General features: G+C 37.6%; 24 protein-coding genes. All 24 read right to left on the bottom strand.

Features of this window, described 5'->3' with window-relative positions:
* Position 1: 1 nt before the first annotated feature.
* Complete coding sequence (locus tag NSQ74_RS08745) at positions 2-964, bottom strand: XkdQ/YqbQ family protein (protein ID WP_340822778.1); 963 nt, start codon at positions 962-964, stop codon at positions 2-4.
* Positions 957-1,637: a LysM peptidoglycan-binding domain-containing protein gene (locus NSQ74_RS08740; protein ID WP_340822777.1), complete on the bottom strand. Its 681-nt coding sequence runs from the start codon at positions 1,635-1,637 to the stop codon at positions 957-959. Before NSQ74_RS08740 ends, NSQ74_RS08745 begins: the two co-directional genes overlap by 8 nt.
* Positions 1,630-3,897, bottom strand: coding sequence for a tape measure protein (locus NSQ74_RS08735; protein ID WP_340822776.1), 2,268 nt, complete (start codon positions 3,895-3,897; stop codon positions 1,630-1,632). The genes NSQ74_RS08740 and NSQ74_RS08735 overlap by 8 nt, the downstream gene beginning before the upstream one ends.
* Before the next feature lie 45 nt (positions 3,898-3,942).
* Positions 3,943-4,914: a hypothetical protein gene (locus NSQ74_RS08730; RefSeq protein WP_340822775.1), complete on the bottom strand. Its 972-nt coding sequence runs from the start codon at positions 4,912-4,914 to the stop codon at positions 3,943-3,945.
* 70 nt (positions 4,915-4,984) lie between these two features.
* Entirely contained in the window at positions 4,985-5,149 is a 165-nt protein-coding gene (locus NSQ74_RS08725; RefSeq protein ID WP_340822774.1) for a hypothetical protein, read from the bottom strand.
* Positions 5,150-5,178: 29 nt separating this feature from the next.
* Positions 5,179-5,613, bottom strand: coding sequence for a phage tail assembly chaperone (locus NSQ74_RS08720; RefSeq protein WP_340822772.1), 435 nt, complete (start codon positions 5,611-5,613; stop codon positions 5,179-5,181).
* A 65-nt stretch (positions 5,614-5,678) separates the two neighbouring features.
* Positions 5,679-6,260 carry a phage tail tube protein gene (locus NSQ74_RS08715; protein ID WP_340822771.1) on the bottom strand — a complete coding sequence of 194 codons (582 nt, stop codon included), beginning with the start codon at positions 6,258-6,260 and terminating at the stop codon, positions 5,679-5,681.
* A gap of 14 nt (positions 6,261-6,274) precedes the next feature.
* Positions 6,275-7,603 carry a phage tail sheath subtilisin-like domain-containing protein gene (locus tag NSQ74_RS08710; RefSeq protein ID WP_340822770.1) on the bottom strand — a complete coding sequence of 443 codons (1,329 nt, stop codon included), beginning with the start codon at positions 7,601-7,603 and terminating at the stop codon, positions 6,275-6,277.
* Positions 7,603-7,830, bottom strand: a complete 228-nt coding sequence (locus NSQ74_RS08705; RefSeq protein ID WP_340822768.1) for a hypothetical protein — start codon at positions 7,828-7,830, stop codon at positions 7,603-7,605. Before NSQ74_RS08705 ends, NSQ74_RS08710 begins: the two co-directional genes overlap by 1 nt.
* The gene (locus NSQ74_RS08700; RefSeq protein WP_340822767.1) at positions 7,817-8,260 is read right to left on the bottom strand and encodes a phage tail terminator family protein; all 444 of its coding nucleotides are present in this window, start codon (positions 8,258-8,260) and stop codon (positions 7,817-7,819) included. The genes NSQ74_RS08705 and NSQ74_RS08700 overlap by 14 nt, the downstream gene beginning before the upstream one ends.
* Positions 8,250-8,753 (bottom strand): HK97 gp10 family phage protein, encoded by a 504-nt coding sequence (locus tag NSQ74_RS08695; RefSeq protein ID WP_340822766.1) that lies wholly within the window; start codon positions 8,751-8,753, stop codon positions 8,250-8,252. Before NSQ74_RS08695 ends, NSQ74_RS08700 begins: the two co-directional genes overlap by 11 nt.
* Complete coding sequence (locus NSQ74_RS08690) at positions 8,753-9,085, bottom strand: hypothetical protein (protein ID WP_340822765.1); 333 nt, start codon at positions 9,083-9,085, stop codon at positions 8,753-8,755. The genes NSQ74_RS08695 and NSQ74_RS08690 overlap by 1 nt, the downstream gene beginning before the upstream one ends.
* 23 nt (positions 9,086-9,108) lie before the next feature.
* Positions 9,109-9,504, bottom strand: a complete 396-nt coding sequence (locus NSQ74_RS08685; protein ID WP_340822764.1) for a hypothetical protein — start codon at positions 9,502-9,504, stop codon at positions 9,109-9,111.
* Between the two features lie 5 nt (positions 9,505-9,509).
* Positions 9,510-9,689, bottom strand: a complete 180-nt coding sequence (locus NSQ74_RS08680; protein WP_340822763.1) for a hypothetical protein — start codon at positions 9,687-9,689, stop codon at positions 9,510-9,512.
* Between the two features lie 14 nt (positions 9,690-9,703).
* Positions 9,704-10,759, bottom strand: a complete 1,056-nt coding sequence (locus NSQ74_RS08675; RefSeq protein ID WP_340822762.1) for a major capsid protein — start codon at positions 10,757-10,759, stop codon at positions 9,704-9,706.
* Positions 10,760-10,775: 16 nt separating this feature from the next.
* Positions 10,776-11,090, bottom strand: coding sequence for a hypothetical protein (locus tag NSQ74_RS08670; protein ID WP_340822761.1), 315 nt, complete (start codon positions 11,088-11,090; stop codon positions 10,776-10,778).
* A 19-nt stretch (positions 11,091-11,109) separates the two neighbouring features.
* Positions 11,110-11,715 carry a phage scaffolding protein gene (locus tag NSQ74_RS08665; protein ID WP_340822759.1) on the bottom strand — a complete coding sequence of 202 codons (606 nt, stop codon included), beginning with the start codon at positions 11,713-11,715 and terminating at the stop codon, positions 11,110-11,112.
* A gap of 102 nt (positions 11,716-11,817) precedes the next feature.
* Positions 11,818-12,114 (bottom strand): ImmA/IrrE family metallo-endopeptidase, encoded by a 297-nt coding sequence (locus tag NSQ74_RS08660; RefSeq protein ID WP_340822757.1) that lies wholly within the window; start codon positions 12,112-12,114, stop codon positions 11,818-11,820.
* Positions 12,115-12,291 (bottom strand): hypothetical protein, encoded by a 177-nt coding sequence (locus NSQ74_RS08655; RefSeq protein WP_340822755.1) that lies wholly within the window; start codon positions 12,289-12,291, stop codon positions 12,115-12,117. It abuts the gene before it with no gap.
* Between the two features lie 100 nt (positions 12,292-12,391).
* Positions 12,392-12,592: a hypothetical protein gene (locus NSQ74_RS08650; protein WP_340822753.1), complete on the bottom strand. Its 201-nt coding sequence runs from the start codon at positions 12,590-12,592 to the stop codon at positions 12,392-12,394.
* Complete coding sequence (locus NSQ74_RS08645) at positions 12,589-14,124, bottom strand: minor capsid protein (protein WP_340822752.1); 1,536 nt, start codon at positions 14,122-14,124, stop codon at positions 12,589-12,591. The genes NSQ74_RS08650 and NSQ74_RS08645 overlap by 4 nt, the downstream gene beginning before the upstream one ends.
* Positions 14,105-15,607 (bottom strand): phage portal protein, encoded by a 1,503-nt coding sequence (locus tag NSQ74_RS08640; RefSeq protein WP_340822751.1) that lies wholly within the window; start codon positions 15,605-15,607, stop codon positions 14,105-14,107. The genes NSQ74_RS08645 and NSQ74_RS08640 overlap by 20 nt, the downstream gene beginning before the upstream one ends.
* A gap of 14 nt (positions 15,608-15,621) precedes the next feature.
* Positions 15,622-16,890 (bottom strand): PBSX family phage terminase large subunit, encoded by a 1,269-nt coding sequence (locus NSQ74_RS08635; protein ID WP_340822749.1) that lies wholly within the window; start codon positions 16,888-16,890, stop codon positions 15,622-15,624.
* The gene (locus NSQ74_RS08630) at positions 16,883-17,701 is read right to left on the bottom strand and encodes a hypothetical protein (RefSeq protein ID WP_340822747.1); all 819 of its coding nucleotides are present in this window, start codon (positions 17,699-17,701) and stop codon (positions 16,883-16,885) included. The genes NSQ74_RS08635 and NSQ74_RS08630 overlap by 8 nt, the downstream gene beginning before the upstream one ends.
* Between the last annotated feature and the right edge of the window lie 319 nt (positions 17,702-18,020).

Here is an 18,020-nt window from a genome sequence, read left to right as displayed (position 1 = left end):
ACTACGCAACGAAATCACCGCCAATCAGTTTTAAGTCCATACGATGGTCCGATTCTTTGAAAGTGTGCTTGACCGTTTCAACCAACATAAAATTAGCAACCGTTAAATCCCCTAAATACATTTGAACACCTAATGTAGTGCCACCACGTACCGTTGGATCACCAAATACTTTATTAATGTGTAACTTTCTTGATTTACGATTATAAAGAGCAAGCATTCCATCAGCTTTCGCTTTACCGTTTTCTTTTTCATCGAGTTTATCTGTCATTTGCAATATGCCCCATTCGTTCATTTTGGAGCTATCTTGAGCGATGTATATTTCCCGTTTACCTGTTTCTTTGTTTTCTCGTACTAACTTGATTTTGTTGTACGTGTTTTCGTCAATCGAGGTTGTGTATTCAAACGATTCTCCCGATTCTTCGTCAATGAGTAAATCAGATTTAAGCATCTTAATATTACGAAGTTTTAACGCGCCGTAATCGTCATACAGTACATATAAATCACCAGTGTTAAGTGTCGTTTCAGATAGGGCATTATCCATAATAGTAAATAGCTCTTGGTTATCCTCCACCCTTGATGCAATAACGTGCTTCGTATTAGCAACGATGCCCGTTTTAAGCTTGAAATCTTCTGCAATCATTTGAAGCACTTGAGCAGCAGTTTTATTAGCGTATACGTATGTGTCCTTGTTTTTAAAATAACGCAATTGGTCATAGCAAGTAACGCTGATAAGACGGTTGTTATTTCGTTTTTTTGTGAAAACAAAGCCGAAAAATATCTTGTGGCCATCATAATCAAAACGAACCGCGTCACCTTCATGGAATCCTAGCACCTCATCTTTAATGATGTTAAATGTTAGCTTACCTGGTGAGCCCTTACGATGCGTTTCCCACTCAACACCTTCTTCTACAGCACATTCGAAAATGCGACCTTTACTCATGATATATAGCTGTGACTTAGCCAAGTTTTATCACCTGCCCAACTTTAATTTCATTTGGATTGCTAATGTTATTAAGTTTAGCAAGTTCAGTGAATTTAGATCCATCACCTAAATACTTCTTAGCGATTGCCCATAAAGTATCACCCTTCACGACAGTATGTGTTTTTGGTGTATCCTTGCCTGTTGTTGGACGTTTTTGTTCTACAACTGCCTTTTGTGTAGTCGGTGTACTTGAAGCGTTACTGGATGCAGTAGAAGGCTTTGTGACAAGTCTCTTATTCCCATATGCTCTGTATTGTTTCAAACGAATATTTACTATGATGTCAAAGCCATTTTCAGCGGATTCTTTAATTTCGTAATCCTCAATAGAAACGGTCATGTTCGTGTCAAAGAGTAGGTTTCCATTCGGCATCATACGGTTAACGATGAATTGAAAAGGTTTGTCAGATACCTTTAATTTTTCGAGTGTATCGAGATAAAATGTAGCTGGCTGAAAACCATTGGGATAAACAGAAAACGGATATTTGACGTTTGGGAGCAATACCTCAAACTCAATATCCGTTAAACCTGTTTTCTTTATGATATTTACTTCACCGTCATTCATCAGCACTATCGTTTCATTACGCCCATTAATTTTCGTGGTCAGTTCAGAAGGAGCGACAGGGAACTGTACGCCATCTACGAAAAAGTTATACATTATCTGTCGGACCTCCTTCTGCTAACATAGCAACTGTTTCTTCTACTTTTTCACCGAATTTATCAATAACACCATCAATGTCCATTTCACTATTGATGTGATTTTCATTTTTCATATCGACTGTGATTTCTGCCGTAGTATATCGGTTGATTGCCTCACGTTCAGCAATGTCACGAAGATACTTTAAATCCTCATTAAGCATCTTTATGCCATCAGCTGCTTTCTTTGTATTGTCGGCCGTTTTCTTTCCTGCATCATTGCCTTTATCGAGTTTGTCACCAATACCTAAGGCATCGTTAATCGACTTCATGAGTGCATCTGAATTGCCGACTTTACCATCATCAGTATTAAATAAATTGGCGCCCCAATTGTAACCCGTGTCCCAAGCATTACCTAAAGACTTCATTTCCATCTTAGGTGCTTCCCAATAATCGGCAGGTACTTCCCCGACCCAATCTTTTAATCCTGCTTTGATACCCTGTAAGTCACTTGTGAATGATTCTCTATGATTATAAGAACTCTTTTGTTCCCAACCAAGTTTTGTAGTGAGGCCATCTGGTAACATACTAATGAACCAATTCCAAGCTTCAATGGCACGGTTAACGCCATCGATAATAGCATTGGCAAAGCTCGTAGCAAATTTATCCCAACCACTGGTCATAGCAATAGCTTGATCTAAAACGTTACTAGCGAGATTGTAAAATAATTTTTTAATTGTATACGTCTTATCCTTAGAAATGTTTGCGAAAAATTCCCAAAACGAGGCAAAAATATTCCACCAGAAAGCAACGATGTTGTAAACATGTGTTCCTAGAACCGTAAATACACCCGCGATAATTCCTGTTGCGCTAATTGATGTACCTGCGAAATGATTAATTACAGCAACAGCAAGATAAAACAAACTAATTAAAACAACAATAGCACCAATTAACCATCCGATTGGATTTGCTGCTATTGCGAGACTCAAAGCAGCCATAGCAGCAGCGAAACCATATGTTACCCAAGTCGATAAAACAGTTGTTGCAACATACCACAAATTACGTATTCCGGCCGTTAGAGTCATCAATGCATTAATTGCTATTTCTCTATTAGTCCACGCCCATGCGGCTGCGTTGATAATAAGTGCAGCTGTCACTCCTCCAATCACTGGAGCAATAAATGACCAGTTATCGTAAACAAAACTACCTACAATTGACATAGCGGCTAAAGAAATATTTATTGCATCTGCAATCGTGTATATAGCTTGTGTTGCACTAGCAACAAACTCCTTAAATCGCTCACTATTTGCAACTTCATTTATTTTTTGTAACACTGGTCCGAATGCTCGTAAGGCTTCATTTTTGAAAAAAGTCCACATTTGAGACCATGTAACTGGCATACTATCAAACTTTTTATTTATTTCGTCCGTTGCCGCAAACATTGAGTTTTTTACAATACTCGCAGTAATCTTACCATCTGCTGCTAATTCACGAATCTTACCTAATGGCTCACCCATATAATCAGCAATTGTTGAGATAAGGTTTGGTGCTTGTTCAAAAATAGAATTAAGTTCGTCACCACGTAAGACACCTGATGCCAACGCTTGTGACAATTGAATGGTAGCATTACTTGCTTCTACAGCACTTGCTCCAGCGATACCGAATTGTTTTTGTACAAGCTCTGTAAATGCAACCACTTCACCTACATTTCCAAATGCATCACGAGCATTAGTACCAATCCTTGCAACCATATCAGCAGTATCTTTAAATGATGAATACGAACGTTGGGCAGCGTCATGTATAAGTTGTTGCGCAAGTTCTACGTCACTCATATCACCAAGTCCGAAATCAACTTTAGCCAGTTGATTCGGGATTACAGGCATATCTTCTACCAGTAGTTGTACACGAGCTTTAGTATTAGTTAATTCGTCCGAAATCTCAATTACTTTACCTAAACCTTGCAAAGTTAAATAGGCGCCAATTAAAGCACCTACTTTCTTGAGTAATCCATTCATTTTATCTGTACCATCACGTATTCGGTTGTTTAAACCCCTTTGTGCGTTATCGGCAGAACGAATTTCTTCTTGAATTTGATTCATAGAACTCGCTGCAGTAGCTAATTCTCTTCGCATTAACGCTATTGTAGAAGTATCGAACATAGTTCCAGAAGCAGTATGCATCGCCTCCATTTGATTGACCATCATTGATACTGCACTGTGCATGGTTCTCATCGGTTGACTCAAACGATCTTGGATTTGAATTGCAGTACGAATTGTAGCCATAATTTCACCTCTTTTAGACAAAATAAAGCACCCCTAAAGGGTGCTTTATTTCATATATTCTTTACCATCCATGATCAAAGAAACAACATTATCATTTTCAATAATAAACTGGAATTCAGAGCGAATCATAGCTCCAAACCCATTTTGAGAGTCAACATAACTTTGTACAACTGTTTGACCATTTTCCTTCCAAATTTTCCAATCTGAACCCCCTGCAAATTTGGCTGTTGAAGGTGCTTTTAAAATAGATTTCAAGGCTTTTTCACATCTAGTTTGTAATTGAGCCTTTTCCATTGATGTCACAATATACTCATTTAATTTTGAGATAACTTTATCTTTTGTATACAGATCATTATCACCATATCTAATATTATAGATAGATCCGTCTGTATTCATGTATAAAATAATATTTGATGCATCTCGATTAGATAGTCTATAGCCTTTTTCACCTTCAAAATGGGCGTTATCTAAAACCTCGTCATGTTTGATAGTAACATCCTCATTTATTCCAACTGACGCTAGTGTTTTGATAACGACCCCTCCCTGTTCAGACGTAATATTTAACTCTCTAGTAATCTTATCTTTAGGGGCGGTATTATATTTCTCTGGATTTTTCGCCATATTACTAACTAGTATTATTGTTCCTATGATAACAACAATTGCTGCCACTATGAAAATTAAACAACCTTTTCGACAGCCTTTATTGTTAGTTGGAACACTGCTGTTTATAGTACCTTGCCCTGGGGCAGAAGAAGTTGATGTTTTAAACATTGCCTGAAGTAATGCTTTATATACATTTCCATCTATTTCCACCAAACTTTTTTTACCATCTTTAAATTCAATAGAAACAACATGTGTACCTTTTTTATGATCTTCCGACTTATGTTCATAACTTTCTACTGTTGTTTGGTCTAAATTCACAATTTTCCCAAACCCTAAAAGGATACCAATTACTCCATTAGCTCCAATTACTCTTTTTTGCTGATAATCACCTGCTATTACTTGATTTTTAGCCATATTCGCCCTCCTTATGTATATAACCAATATACATGGATAATAGAGGGAATTCTAATGTTTTTTCATATTCTTACCTTTTTCGCTTACCTTTTCCTCCTCGTTTCGCCTCACGTTCTTGCTTTTTATCTTCTTCAATTTTGACTTGGACAGAAGCGATAATACACGCTTTATCAAAAAGAGGTAATGTCATATACTCTGACGGCAAACGACGCTGTTTTTGTATCCACCAGTGCATTATATTAGCGTCACCATCACCGTCCTCGATTAGTTTTTTACTTCTTCCACCAAGTCCTCAAGTTCTGCCTCATATCCATTGACTTCTTGTGCAGCTGCTGAGGCATCTGCCATTTCACCAATTGTTAGCATTTTTCCTAGTAAAGCATCGTCACCCTTTACTTTATATGAATCCTGTAACTCTTTATCCTTCAAATTTGGATAAACAATTGATTCCACCGTTAGCAAACGTTGATATTTAAAATGATCAAAATCAGTATTAAATTGTCCTTTACGCTTTCCTTGTGTAATCATAGAACGTTTTGTTGATTCAGATTTTAATTCTGTATCACGTTCTGGAGAGACAGGTGCAAATTCCCATTCAATAGGATTACCTTGCTCATCTAGGAATTTCTTTGAAATAGCGCGCTTAATATTTTCATTTTGTTTTTTGTTATGTGCGAAAAAAGCAGTTAAATTTGACATGTATAATCACCTTATCCTTTTTTGTTTTTTAAAATTACAAAGAGCCCACATTGTGAGCCCTATTCTTAAAGCATTTCTGGTAACATAGTAAACTCCTGTGGCATTTCGAATCGTTCGAAAGTGAAGTCAAATGAATCCTCTAAATATTCTGCATCAGCATCCAATGATGCAACAATACCACCATCTACATTACAATCAATCAAAATTGTTGTTTGTCGTCCAGCTTGAGAGGAACCATCTTCATTTGTCACTTGAATATCAAAATAAGTATCTTCTCCAGTATCTTGATAGTGTTTAAGCATTTTTCTAAAGATCGATGTGTTGAAATAAAATGTTGCACTCCCTGTATATTCAATACCAGTAGCCTTATTTCCCTTTGCCACTTGCCCCATAATGGGAATTTGAGTTTTCGTTTTGTCTGCTCTAGCCTCTATATTGATCAATTGAGCAAATTTATAACGATTCCCATCAATTGTCACCCATGCTACCCCTTGAGCACCATGAATAGCATCACGAGCATGCATGTTAGCATCAGCAAAATACTGCAAATCTAGTGGCACAATAATTTTTGGTTTCTTAGCAGTTTGCAAAAAATCTTGCAGTAAATCAGCAGCAATTGCCTGTCCTGAAGTTATAATTTCTTTCAATTGTATGCCCTCCCTTATGCTACTGTCGTTGTCACATAAAGCTGTGACATCGTTAATGTATTGATTACTTCTTCTTGTATAACTACAGCTCTTTTTGATTCGCCTTGACCTACAAATAGCTTATCTTTATCGTAGTTTTGGATAGCTCGAATACGCTGCATTTCACCACGATGTTTACCAATATCATTCCACAGAGAAATACGGCCATCATCATCGTTCGGAACTTTCCCTAAGTAACGCGTATTAAATAAATGCGCTGTATCGATTGCTAATTGATCAAGAACACGTATTGTCTGGTTGAATGAAAAATCTTCGTTTTTATCAACTCTGAACGATGTAAATGTATTAACATCTTCTAACACATTGAAATCATCACCTACACGATGGAACACGTATTTACCTGAGTTCAATAATATTGTTAATTGAGGTTGCGTTTTAGTTTCAGACATATCGAGTTTATGTTCACCATCGTAAGTACGGTTTGTATTGGATTGATTAACGGCTACACCAGCTTGTACGCCTGTAACCCAAAAAACAGCGCCGAAGACTTCCTCGTCATCTCCAATTGCATCATTTTGAACATCAATGATACCTTCATGATCAGCCTTCCCTAACTTATGACCAATTAGTTGAAATTTACCGCCTACCTCATCACGAATACGTTTTGTGTATTCCATATATAACGATTTAATAATGGGTTCCTCTGATAAACAGCCCAACGTATTAAATCCATATGCCTCTAATTCATCTAAAGCCAATTGATGAGGGGTACCTGCTGTTAATGCTGTTGCTCCATTATTACCGCCCGCTAATGGTGTACCTGCAGTTGCAGCTAATGTTGCATCTTTTTTGAAATCAACAAAATCATTTAGTTTTAAATCAGCAGCAGTTGAAATAGCATTCTGTTCATCAATTAATGTGCCTGCAATAAGTGTTTTTACGTCCCATTTTGATGGTTCATCTACATTAGATTGAATAACGATAGTAATATCATTACCTCGTATTCCTTTGTATTTAGCTGTAGCAAATTCATTTGTAGCCTTGGCTCCGCCTAGATTCAATTTGCTAAAGAATACTGTAAGAGCACCTTTAAATAAATCTCGAATACCTTTTAACTTTGGATGTGTGTATTCATAACCGAAAATTTTCAGTGAGTCTTTTTGCAAATCCTCTTTCGATACGGTCATTACTGCATCATCCACTCCCCAATCTAGAGCTATGGGCAATGCTGCATAACCACGATCAGATAAATTTAGAAACGCACGTGGTTTACTAATAAAATTGTGATACGTACCAGGTAAGACTTTATTTTGCGTTAACCAAAACCCCCCACCTAATGCCATTAAGCTTTCCCTCCTTCAAACTTTTTTAGAATCTCATCCACTTCTGTGAATGAGTATGTTTTGTTGTCCTCTAGCAACGCACTTAAAGCATCGCGACGATGGACATATTTTTTACTTTGAACTAGTTGGACCTTTGTGAATTTTGGAAGGCTGGACGTTACAACGTCACGTACAGCTTCACTTGTCACCGGCTCAACTTTATCTAAAATATCGTTAGTTTTCCCCACTAGGAATCACCCTTTGCTTGTTGATGTATTGTTCTAATGAGCCCATGAAAATCCTCTCTTCTACTTCTTGCAAGAAGAAATTGAAACGAATGAAATTATGTCCGATGCCATCTACTACCTCGCTGTTAGCGCCAGTACCTAGCATCAATGAGCCATTTAACAGATTTATTTCTTTTAATGCTTGTTGTACCTTCAATGTCATGTTTGAAGCCTCAGATATGCCGTTTTTAGGAAAATACTGTACGTTAAATAGTGTCGTTACCTTCCATCGCCCACCGATTTGTCTAACGTGCTCTAAGTTCAAAAATTGAATTAAAAAAGCAGGAGTCTTAAACCCCTGCGGTACTTCATCGATATATTTTTTGTAAGCTGCTCCAAACGCTTGATGAAGCTTAACGGATATAGCATTTTGAATATTATTAATCTCCATCGAAAGCCTCCTTTAGCATTTTCATGAGTTTCTTTTCAAGTATTGCTGGTGCTTGTTGTTCAAGTTCATCTGCTGATATAGTCATCATAAAACGGCCGTTTACCCAACCTTGGTGATTTCTCGTTCTATGACCGTATTCAACATATGAGGCATATTCAACTGGATTAATTACTTCAATTTCATAATTAGAACCAACTTTTTTCACAGTCATTGAATCTGTAAATTTCTTTGAACCATTACCTCCACCGAATGTTGCCGTCAGTTCAGCTTCACGATGACTTTTAGCAGTCCAGCCACGTCTCAATGTTCCTCCAGTGGTGCCATCTTCATAAACACCAACAGGGGTACGCTTAATGACTTTTGCAAGCAACCTTGCAGCTAATTCTTTCGCACAATCCTCACAGAATTTTTCGTAATCAGCAGTTGCTAACTTGGCCAGCTTTCTTTCAAAAGCCTTCAACTGTCTTAAATCAACACGTCCACCCCTACCCATTATGAATACCCCCTAAAGAGCTCTAAGACTATTTCTTGATGGTCCATATATACAGAAGGTTCACCACTTCTTGCATATTCAGTTGTTTTTCCATGCTGAGTCACTATGATTTTTGAACCTGCAGGTATATCCAACTCAGGAGCAATAAATAGCTTGATAGTCTGTGCAATTACGGCCGGACCGCCAGTAGGTGTTGCGGACGTTTGTTTTTCGTATGATAGCTTACATTTTGTATCAGTAAAGAGTGGCGCTTCATCATGTTTTGTTACATGAGTAATTGGATCTTCAACATCTTGCCATACCTTAACAGTGCATAATCCTCTGTACAACAACTCTATAGCCCTTCGACGTGTGCTCACCATGTTAGTACCCTGTACTTTATAAAGTCTGTATTGCCGTGTTGTAGATACGCAATAAAGGCATTAAACTGAGCTTCAGGAGTGCTATTAGCTTCAACTGCAAAAGAAACGTTTGTATCGCCATCCTGCACTTGTTTGGCAACAGTATCGAAGTTCAATGTTTCTAGATCCAATAAGCCCATAGCTTTTTTAGTAAGTAAGAACTCTCCTATAACCATATCAATAGCTATTTCTCTTAAACCTTTTGGAACTGCTGATAAATTTGTTTGGCTTTTAATGTGGCTAGTTACTTTATCAATAGCATGCTTCAACAACATATCGTCTGAGCTACTTGGAGCGCTAGATAAATTCACTCCAAGAGCAGATAAACGCATTACTACATCTAAATACATACGAATCACTCGCTTTCAGCCGTTTTACTTGGTTGCGCAGCTTTTTTCGGTTCTTCTAATCGTTCCATCATTGATTCGTTTAAATGTTTTTCATCAATTGTCAATTCTTCACCAACTAAATAACGCTCTCCCTTATAACGTATAGGGAAAGCGCCGTTTTTCACTTTTACTTTAATGTTCGCCATTTCAAATAGCCTCCTTATGCAATTGGTTGCGCTTGGAATACATTCTGTGCTTCTGGGAATGATGGAATCGCTGTAGCTGCTGCTTTTGCCCATGTTGAAACAGGATCTTTCCCTTCTTCGTAGACCATTCCAATTACCTTGCCAATAGTAGTCATTTCAACATCTGAACCACTACGGACAAGGCGTGATTCTTCAGGAGTTGGACCATATAACGATTCACCAAGTGGGCCATCACCGAACATTACAAATTTATTGTCTGGGAAGTAACTCTTTGTTGTATATGTGCCATCAGCGTTTTGCTCGCGATATTTCGTGTTTGAATTTGACTCATACACAGCTATAGTAGGCAAGCCTTGTTGTGTAAAGAAAGCATTTAAATCCGTTAGATTTGCTACACGAGCAGAACCAGCGCCATATAGGTAACCGATAATCTTTGGATTACGTAAAATAAGGGCTGCTATCTTTTTAGATGTTAATGCACGAGTTGGCGTAATATCTAGTGAACCAGACCAACGTTCTAAATCCCCTAAGATATCCTCAGTACCTGAACCCCATTGATCAGTTCCAGCAAGTGCTTCTTTATGATCTGCTGGTACTCCGTATCCAACCGTAAGAGTCTTTGGTGTGCCATCTGCTGTATTTAAAGCTAATTTCAATTCACCTGTACTCAGTGCTTGCATACGCATTAGTTCAACACTAGCACGAACATCATTTGCTGCTTTGTCGATTAAATTAAATACTCGTTGCATCAAGTATTGTTGCTCCTGTGCTGTTCGTGGGAATTGCAATGCAATTAAATCCTTTTCAGTAATTTGATACTTTTTCTTGATATAAGCAGCCTCTATCACTTGTTTAGCTGCATCTAATGAGCCGATTTCTGCTTCTGTATCAAATGAGTGTACCTTTGCAATAACAGGTAATTCATTCGCTCCTACTAGATATTCAAACTCCAGCGTGTTGTGTTTAACTTCTGGGAAAAGAGCTTCTCCCACGCCATAGCTTTGATATTTTCGTTCCTTCATGTAATCTAATACTGTTTTTTGACCAAATAGTTCTAAAATGTCTGGCATATTGTTTTCCCTCCACTTATCGGAATTTAATTTCTTTTAATGCTGTTTTGGCTGCTACATCTAGAGCAGTTGGTAGACGATCCTCTAAAACGTAAGCTTCAACAATCAATGAACCTGGTTGCGGTCCGTTTGACACATCGACGTCGGTATATAAGATACCTTCTGCGGTAGCGTCATTTTTAGGTAAGATAGTACCCGCCTTTACGACTTTCTTTCCATTCGCATCTGCTGTTACACCTACATCACTCACTAAATAGGTAAATGCCTGCACCTTAGATGATGCTAAGAAATTCACACGTTGAAATTTTTCAATTGGTTTTACATATGGCATATAAAGCCCTCCTTATTGTTTAGTCCCACGGGTTGTTTTTTGTATCATTTGAACCCTTCTCATTCGCTATTTTTGCGAAGTTAGAACCTACATCACTTGTGTCTGTTCCACTGTCTGCGCCACCAGCAGGATTCCACCCTCTAAAAGTTGGTTGCTGCTTTTCTGGCACAAATAAAAAGGACTTTGATTCTTGCAACGATTTAAGTTGCTCATCAAGTCCTTTAGTGACTTTTCCATCTTCACTTAATTCAATTGTCGCCTTGTCGATAAGACCAGTAACTAAATCTGTATCGTGAACTTTACTGTGTAGCGCTAGTTTTAGAGCAGTATTCAAACGCTCATCCTTCATTTGCTGCTCATGTTCCTGTTTCGCAGTTTCATTAGTTTGTTGTAATTCAGTGATTTTCGCTTGAAGCCCATCGATATCCACTTTCTTAAGTTCTTCTAACTGAGTATCACGTTCTGAAAGCTGTGTTTCAAGTGAACTCTTAGTAGTAGATAACTCGTTATATTTTGCTTTTGGCACTACATGTTTTGGTGCTTCCTTCACGGCATTAGTCACTATCGTTTCAATCTGATCATCTGCAATACCTGCATTTTTAAGTAATTCTTTTAACCATTCCATTTTCATTACCTCCATACATTTTTATACAGGTTTGTACCTGTTGGGGGTGTACGCTTCTTTATGGTCTAGCCTTTAAAAAGACCAAAATAAAAAGTTGTATTGTTACGACTTTAAGAAACTGAAATCATTATCTTTTAATACTTGATGTAATACCTTACCTATTCGATTCACCATTTTTTCTGAATGCTCCTGATAGCCAGCTTCATAAAAGATAGCGTGTGTTAATTCATGTATAAGCGTACCTTTTTTTCCATTTTCGGGTAAGTCCGCCTTAACTTCTATGCGACAATATGATTCATCACATGATCCAGCAAATTTAATGTCACCGTCTATAATGACCTGTTCCACTTCTTTAACCGAATAATCAATAGCACCCACTTTAACTTTCGAAGGTAACATTCATTCAACCTCCAATAAATCGGATGCAGCATGCAATTTATGTTCAACTTCACTTAATGCCACACCTATTGAATGATTATCATCATCAACTTTCGATACTTCCACTTGTAACTTTTGCAACTCGATAATCGCTTTGTTAATTAAACTACCAATATCTTTTTGCTCGAATTTTTTCATGAATAAACCTCATTTCCCTTTATGGATTTTATTAATCAAACTATGCAATACACTATAGTGCACAATAAAAGCACTCAACCTTTTTTCATTGGTTAAGTGCTTACTTGATAATTTCGATTTTTTTTACTTCTGATTCATTAAACCCTACATACGGATGTTTTTTTGTTTCAATCGTGATCTCATCATATAATTCATCTTCAGTATCAAGTTTACCTGTGAATGTATTACATCTACCTTCTAGAATCTGACCGTCTGTGAATGTCACACGAATTGTTTCACCTAAATATTGTTCTAAATTCACAATATATCCTCCCTTATCGGTACAATATGTGTACGTTTTTTAGAATGGTGTATTTTAATCGCTTTGGTTGGTTTTATACCATTTGTAGATACGGCGTGACCAACTATACTCTCAGTGACAACAATCTCTGTATTTTTTCTTCTATCATTGTGGTCTCTTTCAACAAATCCCGTTCCAGCATAATCATCAAATAATTTTTGAACATCCACATTATCAAAGAAGTAACTTTTTCCTTCTAACTGAGTAGATTCAATATGAGGAGCTTGTTTCTCTGGATTTATTTTTGCGCCAAACGAACCGTCTTGTAAATTTGATTTCACATACAGATTGTCTTGTAACTTATCCCACTCGCTACCATTACTATACTTAATATCTTGAAATTCTTCAAAAGATTTCGATACATTTTGACCAAGTATATTTGTGTATTTTTTATATTGATTCTTATCAGTTTCAAGATTACGTTGCATTTGCTTATGCTTTTCGATTTTTCCTTGGCCATGTTTATCAACTTGCGTTTGATACCATTCTTCATACTTCATATTGCTAGGAACATAATATGTTTGGCCATCTAAATCTCGGGCAATACGTTCACTATAATCATCTTCAAAATATGGCGCTGTCGTACTACGACAATGTGGGTGAAATGGATTTGCTGTAACTCCAGGTTCGAAATCCTCCTGCTTAAATACCTTCCCGTCCATTGACTGGCAAATGCTACTTGTTTTATGATCTAAAGTTGCAATGATTTCATATCGCTCTACATCAAGCTCATGATAAACATCCTTTTGTGCAGCAGCACTAAAAAACGCTGACTCAGTCATAACTAGACGAGCAGCGTTGGACCGTGAGGTATTCATTTTTCTTGTGATTGCTGAAATCATACGATTAGGAGCTTCGCCTCGCGCCATTGATTGGATAAGCTCAGTGTGCAAAGTGTCTAACAACATATTTCGGTCTCGCCATATCTTTTGGCTAAATGTACGACCATCAGCAGTCCAGGGCTTGCTAATTATTTTTGTAAGCTTGGTTTCATCCAGTGCTTGTAAAGTAAAGCCTATTTCGAAAGCCTTTTGAACCTCAAATGCTGTTTGATAGTATTGCGTCTGATACGTTTCTTTTATCAACTGCTCAAAGCCCTCTATTTGCCCGCCGTACAGTTTTTCCACGTGTTGCTGTAATTGTAATTGCAAACTCTCTAAACGGCTTAAATGAACACGAGAAGAAGCATTTTCAAGTTGTTTCATCCATTGCTGATTAATAGCATTCTTTTTGCCATATTCGATATATTCCTCTACTGTCCAACGAAATTCACGTAATTCATCACTTTTTAATAACCGTTTGGCTTCCTCCAATGAAATTTCATTGTTCTTAGCAAAACGTTGATACCATCGGGCAATATTCTTTTCCATTTCTTGCATGGTTTGAATATAGGCTTTTTCAAGGTCTTTATAGTATGATGCTGATTTATTATGTTGTGCTTGTTCCAACATCTCAAAACGCTTTTGCCAATAACTACGCGTCGGCTTGGTCATCTACATCACCTTGCTTTTGCTGGAAGGTTGTTTCGTAATTATCCATTAAATCCATTTGCTCTTGCTGTTCTTTCTTCTTGCGTTCTAATTCTAGTTGCACATCTTTTACATATGGATGTTGTGCAATCTTTGTTTCTTCAGATAAGTAAGCTGATTTATTTAATACATCTACTACCTCCATCTCATTAATCAGGATGTCGCGATTAAAGATGATATTTACATATTCCCCATCATAATCACCCTGACCAGTGTTAGCTAAATGGACATTGATGAACCAAAGCAACTCCTCGAAGGATGCCTGGAACTCTGTTTCAATACCATCAGCATCAAGATCGATTTCACTATACATAGCTCTAATATTTAATTGATTTGGGTTATTCGCCATACGATCATCTTTCGCATCATAACCTCGACCATTTTCAATTAGTGCTTTTTTAAACAGTGTTAATATCGACTTATAGTTATCAGCATTCACTTCTATGTTTAGAGTTTCAACGCCACCTTTTGTTCCATCTTCTGAGGTCACTTTAACTGCTCCGTATATAGAAAGATTACGCCTAAATTCTCCTAAATCTTGCCCTTCATAGTTATGCAACACTAGGATTGTATTTCTCGCATCTTCCTGCATGTTGTTTTCAAAGTCACTTAACATGGTATTGATGCCATCTTGTAGAGACTTCACGCGTTTAATTAGTGGTATTTCTTTGTTGTTGAATTTAAACGGAATCAAAGGAGCTCTCTGCCAATTCATACTTAATTTATTTTCACCATCATTGATAGTAATATAGGATTCTGGAGTCTTTGTGACATCCTGTATAAGACGACCTGCAAACCACTGATAATATTCTACTCCGTTGACACTGTATACCTCTACCTTCTGCACAACGACTTCTCTATCACCCTCGTATTCTTTCACAAGGAATAAACGAATTGCAAAGTCGAGAATTGTTTGCTCTGAATCCTTCCAATATGGAATGATTTCGTGTGGGGGAAATCGTTTTATGGCAAACTCACCATTTTCATCATAAAACGGATAAAGCCACCCGATACCTCCATTCAAGGCATCCTGCCCAACGCTTTTTAATGTACGGTGGAATCGTTTATTGAAAATATCTTGTAGTTTTTTTAAGTACTCGTTATTTTCTGTTTCAATCGTAATCGGTTTACCCAATTGATAATTCACTTTTTGGTCTACAAGCTTCGCGTACTGATTATCCAGTATCTTGTTATTTGGAAGATTGTCATTTACTTCTAACCTTCCGCCGTTACCGATAACCCACCGTTTACGCTGTAAAATATCTTGAAAGCCCTCATAATAAGCTTCACCTATCAGTATCCACTTTAGCTTCTCCGACTTTTTAAATTTATTTATTTCATTTTCTAGCCATTTGATGTCCGTTATAGCACTATTTGCGTTAGTTGTTATGTTTTCATTGATGACATCTGTATCTGTTATAGCCCCCTGGTACGGAAAATAACTCATGTTCTCACCTCTTTCTAATCAAAACTGAATAATGATTTTTTCATAATTACTGTATTAACAAAATAACGATCCGCATCGAGTTGATGGTCGTTCTGCTTAATCGGCTTATCTTCTCCTCGGTCTGCTGCTTTTGCATCCCACATATAGGAACTGAATTCACGAAATGTCTCTGTACAACAGTCATTGTATTTGATTAGGTTGTTAACCAGCGCGTTTGCTAAGTTACGTATACCATCAAGTACATCATTCTTTGCCTCTTTAACAGAAAAGCCATGTTGCTTCAATGCCGTAATGAATGATTTTGCAGAAGGGTCAACGATAATCTTTACGATTTTTAAGTCACCAACAAATTCCTTCATGTCTTGGCAATATTGCTCGTCGGTTTTCTGTCTACTAGATTTCCGACCATCGTAGTGATATTCCTTAACCTTGTACCAAATACCATCAAAAAAGCCCCACAGACCAAATGTCGTAGGGTTCTGAGTGCCGTAATCGACACTGACATAGTATTTCGTGTAGTTGCGTTGCTCTGTTTTAACAACATGCAGGTCTTTGTCGAACATGTCGTAGATGACGCCCTCAGCTAACACCCATAAACCAAGGATGAAACGTTGATAGAACACGCCTTTATACATGCGTTTATAACGCTCTTTGATACGTTCTGACAGCGATAAGTTGTCATCCATCGTAAAGTGTAAATGCAACATGTTCTTATTTTCTAGTTGTTCTAAGTACTCTAGCTTGAACCAATGATAAGGACCAGCAGGGTTACAGTTGAACCAGAATTTTGCACCATCAACTGAGCATCGAGCTGTTGCTTGGTTGACGAATGATTGTGGCATAAGCGCTACTTCATCAAAGAACATACCAGCTAACGTAATACCTTGAATAAGGTCTTGTGAAGCCTCGTCTTTCCCTCCAAAGATATAAAAATAGTTCACCTTGCCATTGCGAGTGACAGTGAACATGTTTTCGGAACGATATTCTTTTACTTTATAGCCTCTGGACATCAGCATTCGTTTTAATGGTTTAAATACGTTACGTCTAAACGAGCCGATTGTTTTACCAGCCATGCCAAGGTTCTCGTCCTCAAACGTCTCCATTGCCCACATAACGAAAGATAGTGACATAACGACCGTTTTACCAGCACGAACCGAACCATCGCAAATAAGGCCATCCTTGTCCTTGTGAGGGGAATTGGATTGCCACCATTTGAGTACTTTAAGTTGTTTCTGACTAAAAGGCTTGAACGAGAATAAAGCAGGTTTCTTTCGCTTACTCATCCCAATTCACTTCCTTGCCTTCTAATGCCTCTAAGAAGCCATCATCCTCGAACTCTTCTTCATCATCACCATTTTCCTTGCGGATAGCGATTTTCGATAGTTCGATGTCTGTTTTTGTTTTCTCCATGTTCAACTGCATCTGTTCAAGTTTAAGCCTGCGCTCATCATCCTCAGTTGTAAGGTCCATGAACTGTTTAACCAAGTTACGATGTTCAGCGAATGCCCTTGTTTGAGCTTTGATGTATGATTCGTAACGTTCGTGAGCGTAAATGACTTTAAATGTTTCGCCACTTCCACCTTCACCAGATGAATAACCACTTGTTTCTTTTAAGTGGTCGAATGGATCTTCAACCCACATTATCTTTTGAGCACGAATGATAGCTGAGAAGCTTAATTCAATCTGCAACCACAACTGGTCAACAACATCGAAGTCTTGCAATGCCTCCATGATTTCGATTTGCTCATCATAAAGGAACTTACTACGCAAGCCATGAATCATAGCAGCCCTGTTCCGTTTGGTGAACTGATTCGGTGGATTAGGATTGCCACTCCTTTTCTTCACTCGCCCATCCTTCTTAGGCGGTGCATCATGTATCACTTCATCGTTACCAGGTTCGGTTGCATCCTTACTAGAAATAGTTGCAACCTTCTTCGTTTTAGTTGCATCCATTTCAGTTGCATCCCTCGACCATTTCTCACGGCTCTTTCTACTCTTTAAAGTACCAAGCTTTATGTCGTGCTTTTCAGCTAGATCAGCAAGCGTAATCTTTGTGGTTTCCCACTCTAGTTTTATTTCATCCCAATTAGCCATATCTCATAAACACCACCTCCAGAACACTTAAATTCCATTCAAATTACTGTTATAATAATATTTGAAAGGAGTTGAATAAATTTAAATTAGATGAATTAGTTGGAAAATTTATTAGAATTGAATTTATTGATTCTGACAAAGAACTTGGAAAGTTAGAAGGTATTGATAAAGATTTAAATGTTATCATTGTATATATGCGCAGTAGTAATGATAGGTCATTTATCCCTTTATCTTCTGTTAAATCAATTACAGAAGCGTATACTTGATTAGTGCAGTCCTTCCTTTGTTTAGGAAGGGCTTTTTCACTCTCAAAACCACA

Origin of the sequence: Lysinibacillus sp. FSL W8-0992 (genome assembly GCF_038008685.1) — a bacterium.
GTDB lineage: Bacteria > Bacillota > Bacilli > Bacillales_A > Planococcaceae > Lysinibacillus.
The sequence above is the reverse complement of the archived record's forward strand: the minus strand, read 5'-3'. Positions and strand labels throughout refer to the sequence as shown.